This is a genomic window from Burkholderia sp. Se-20378 (assembly GCF_017104665.1).
Taxonomy (GTDB): Bacteria; Pseudomonadota; Gammaproteobacteria; order Burkholderiales; family Burkholderiaceae; genus Burkholderia; species Burkholderia lata.
Genome location: NZ_JAAGPG010000740.1, coordinates 1 through 3,272, shown reverse-complemented (window position 1 = coordinate 3,272; position 3,272 = coordinate 1). Strand labels below are relative to the sequence as shown.

Annotated in this window: 3 protein-coding genes and 1 pseudogene; 1 reads left to right on the top strand and 3 read right to left on the bottom strand. The window is 63.4% G+C overall.

Annotated elements, in window-relative coordinates; genetic code table 11:
• The 3 genes from G3N93_RS36865 to G3N93_RS36855 form a co-directional block, all read right to left on the bottom strand.
• Positions 1-932, bottom strand: a 932-nt coding sequence (locus G3N93_RS36865; RefSeq protein WP_206135232.1) for a cation diffusion facilitator family transporter, incomplete at its 3' end; no start/stop codon positions are given.
• A gap of 241 nt (positions 933-1,173) precedes the next feature.
• Positions 1,174-1,467 carry an H-NS family nucleoid-associated regulatory protein gene (locus G3N93_RS36860; protein WP_006491875.1) on the bottom strand — a complete coding sequence of 98 codons (294 nt, stop codon included), beginning with the start codon at positions 1,465-1,467 and terminating at the stop codon, positions 1,174-1,176.
• A gap of 365 nt (positions 1,468-1,832) precedes the next feature.
• The gene (locus tag G3N93_RS36855) at positions 1,833-2,492 is read right to left on the bottom strand and encodes a HugZ family protein (protein WP_206135231.1); all 660 of its coding nucleotides are present in this window, start codon (positions 2,490-2,492) and stop codon (positions 1,833-1,835) included.
• Positions 2,493-2,721: 229 nt separating this feature from the next.
• Between G3N93_RS36855 and G3N93_RS36850 the strand changes: the two are divergent.
• Positions 2,722-3,272: pseudogene (locus G3N93_RS36850) on the top strand (MFS transporter); the annotation flags it as partial.

The window sequence follows — 3,272 nt, the reverse complement described above, 5'->3', positions numbered from 1 at the left end:
CCTCGCGGCGGCAGCGCGAGCGCCGGTCGGCGCGCCGCGTCGTTCTCCGGGTCGACGTGAATCAGCGCGTCGAGCACGCGCGGATCGGTCAGCACGCGCGCACGCGCGGTCTCGGCGATGTAGTGCCCTTCGGAAACGGAAATTTTCGGATCGACGAGGATGTGCGCGTCGACGAGTGCGGCATCGCCCATCTTGCGCGTGCGCAGGTCATGCACGTCGCGCACGCCGGGCGTCGCTGCGAGCAGCGCGCGGATCTCGGCCGTATCGGTCGTATCGAGCGCACGGTCGGAGAGATCCTGCAGCGCGTCATAGCCGAACGTCCAGCCCATGCGCGCGACCATGAAGCCGACGATCGCCGCCGCGATCGGGTCGAGCAGCCGCACACCGGCCAGGCTGCCGACGATGCCGATTGCGACGACGAGCGACGAGGCGGCATCCGAACGCGCGTGCCAAGCGTTCGCGACGAGCATCGCCGAGCGGACGCGCCGCGCTTCGCGCAGCATGTAGCGAAACAGCGCCTCTTTCGACACGAGCACCGTCAGCGCGACGAGCAGCGCGGAAAAATGTACCGCCGGAATGTTTTCGAGATTAACGAGACGATCGCCGGCCCGCCAGAGCATGCCGACGCCGACCGCAATCAGGATCGCGCCGAGAAACAGCGATGCGACGGTCTCGTAGCGGCTGTGTCCGTAATTGTGGTCGGCATCCGGCGATGCGCCGCTATGCCGATTCGCAACCAGCACGACAAAATCCGAGATCAAATCGGAAATCGAATGCACACCGTCAGCAATCAATGCCTGCGAATGCGCAATCACGCCGACGACGATCTGAAATGTCGCAAGCACGACATTCAGCACAATACTGACGAACGTGCTCTTGCGTGCAACCGCGTGCTTATCTGCGCTCTGCGCGTCGCCGGAAAACGTGGACATGAAATATGGGATATCGGTGTGCGATACCCGATTCTATCAAGGGCGCCCCGCGAACCCCGCCAATACCCACAAATTTCTTATTTAAATCAACCGCTTATGCGAACGGGTCGTATTTCCATTCACGCCCGATTATTACATTTTCATGACAGCGCCATGAGCGTGTCAGCCACTGAAAACAAAAAAGCCGCGCTCCTTAACGGACACGCGGCTCTTTTGAAGAGCAGGCAACTTAAACAAACACTTAAATTGCAAACTGTTCGCGGTTCTTGCCAGCGATCCAGCGCGGCGGCTTGCCGCGGCCCGACCACGTCGCGCCCGTTTCCGGATCGCGGTATTTCGCGGCAACGCCTGCACGCGGACGGCCAACCTTACCTGCCTTCGCGCGGCTGAGACCGAGTTCGGCGAGCGAAAAGCCGTAGTCGGCAATTTTCTGCTTCACGTCATTCAGCACTTCAGCGTATTCACGCGACTTTGCTTCTTCGATTTGCTTCTCCAGCTTCTCCCGCTGGGCCAGCAGGTCCTTGTAAGAAGACATAGTTTCCCTTTCTATCTGACCAATGGCGCCGGTCTGCAGCCAGCTCACCATTCATGAAATATATGTGCCTCGGATTTTCGAAGGCAGAGATTAGCACAAAAAAGATTTGATAGAAGCGAGATTCATGAAAATCCCGAGACCAATTGAAAATCACGCGTGTCATTTTGACCGGTCGCGGCCTTTTCTCAAATTTTTACGTTCCTACACAGAGATTAGGACATTAGCCATTGCCTATTAGGTCTATCAACATACGCAATTACCCTGCATTCGAAAAATCAAAGCTTTCATCGGACGACAGCTTTACGAAAATCGGATGGCGCGGCTCGCTAAACGGACAAAGCGCGGACAAGCCGGCAACCGCGACGTCACGTCACATCCCGCGCGCATGCAATCAGCCGCTCGCGCAATGCGCCTGCATCGGCGAATGGCGTATCAAACGGCGTGCGCACGCGGCGGCCGTCATGTCGCCAGTCGGCGCCGTGGCGATCGACACCGAGCAATTCGAGCCCGTCGCGGCGCGCATCGCCGGCATCGTACGCGTCCCATAACGCCTGTTCCTCGTCGAACGCGAGCGGCGGCAGCGCATCGAGATGCGTGCCGTCGACCCAGCCCATGCGCCCGAAACCGCCGATATAGCGCAGCCGCTCGACGTCCAGCGCCCAGAACGTGAAATCGCCGAGCGCGAGGTAGCGCGCGGCGTCCGGCTCATAGCGACAGTAGCGCGCGGTGACGTGCGGATCGTCGCCGAGCGGCACGAACCGGCCGAGCAGCGTCGCGCGCTCGGCGTTCAGCACGTCGCCGTCGGGCGCGTCGACGACGAGGAAGCCCGCGCGCGGATCGGCGGCCAGATTGCGCGTGTGCTCCGCAAGGCCGCTCACGAGGATCACGGGACGATGGCTTGCATCGGATGCAAACGGGACGACCGTCGGATACGGGAAACCCTGCGGATCGCGCGAATGGGTGGCGAGCGTGCCGAGCGCGCAGCGGTGCACCAGATGCAGGGCGAGAGCGGGATCGATGTTCAAGAGGACTCCTGCGGTCGAAGGGTGGCGCGCCAGGCACGCCATGCGCTTCGATGTTACCCGCGGGCGCGACGCGCCGCGCATCGGTCGAACGGCCTATGCGGTCGAACGCGGGGCACCGGATCATCGGCCGAACGGCCATTGCCCGGCAGGATCGTAAGCGGTTCGATAGAATCGGACGGATCCGACGGGCGCCGCGTGCGTCCGTGCATGACTTTTGATGAGCGTTACCGTGTCCGAATCCTCCTCCCCCGAATCGTCGTCCCCGTTCGCCGCGCCGCCCGACGCGCATCGCGTGTTGTCGCTGCCGGCCCGCCAGCGGGCGCGCGCGGCATCGATGGCGCTGTTCTTCGTCGCCGGCATGATGTTCGCGTCGTGGGGCGTGCACGTGCCGACCGTGCGCGACAAGTTCGCGCTGAGCCCCGGGCTGCTGTCGATCGCGCTGTTCGCGGTCGCCGTCGGCTCGATCGCCGCGATGCTGACCATCGCGCGCTGGATCGCGCGCGTCGGCTCGCGCACCGCGTGCCTCGCGGGCGGGCTCGTGATGTCGGCCTGCGCGGCGCTGATCCTCGTCGTGCCCGACTATCCCGCGCTGCTCGCCGTGCTCGCCCTGTTCGGCTTCTCGATGGCGACGCTCGACGTCGCGATGAACGCCGAGGCCAGCGCGGTCGAAATCGCGATCGGCAGGCCGATCATGTCGTCGCTGCACGGCATGTTCAGCATCGGCGGGATGGCAGGCGCGGCCGCCGGCGGCGCGCTGCTGTCGGCCGGCATGGCGCCGGC

Bases quoted from the DNA above. Each gene is read 5' to 3' on its own strand.
- G3N93_RS36860 (WP_006491875.1), bottom strand. From the start codon at position 1,467: ATGTCTTCTTACAAGGACCTGCTGGCCCAGCGGGAGAAGCTGGAGAAG.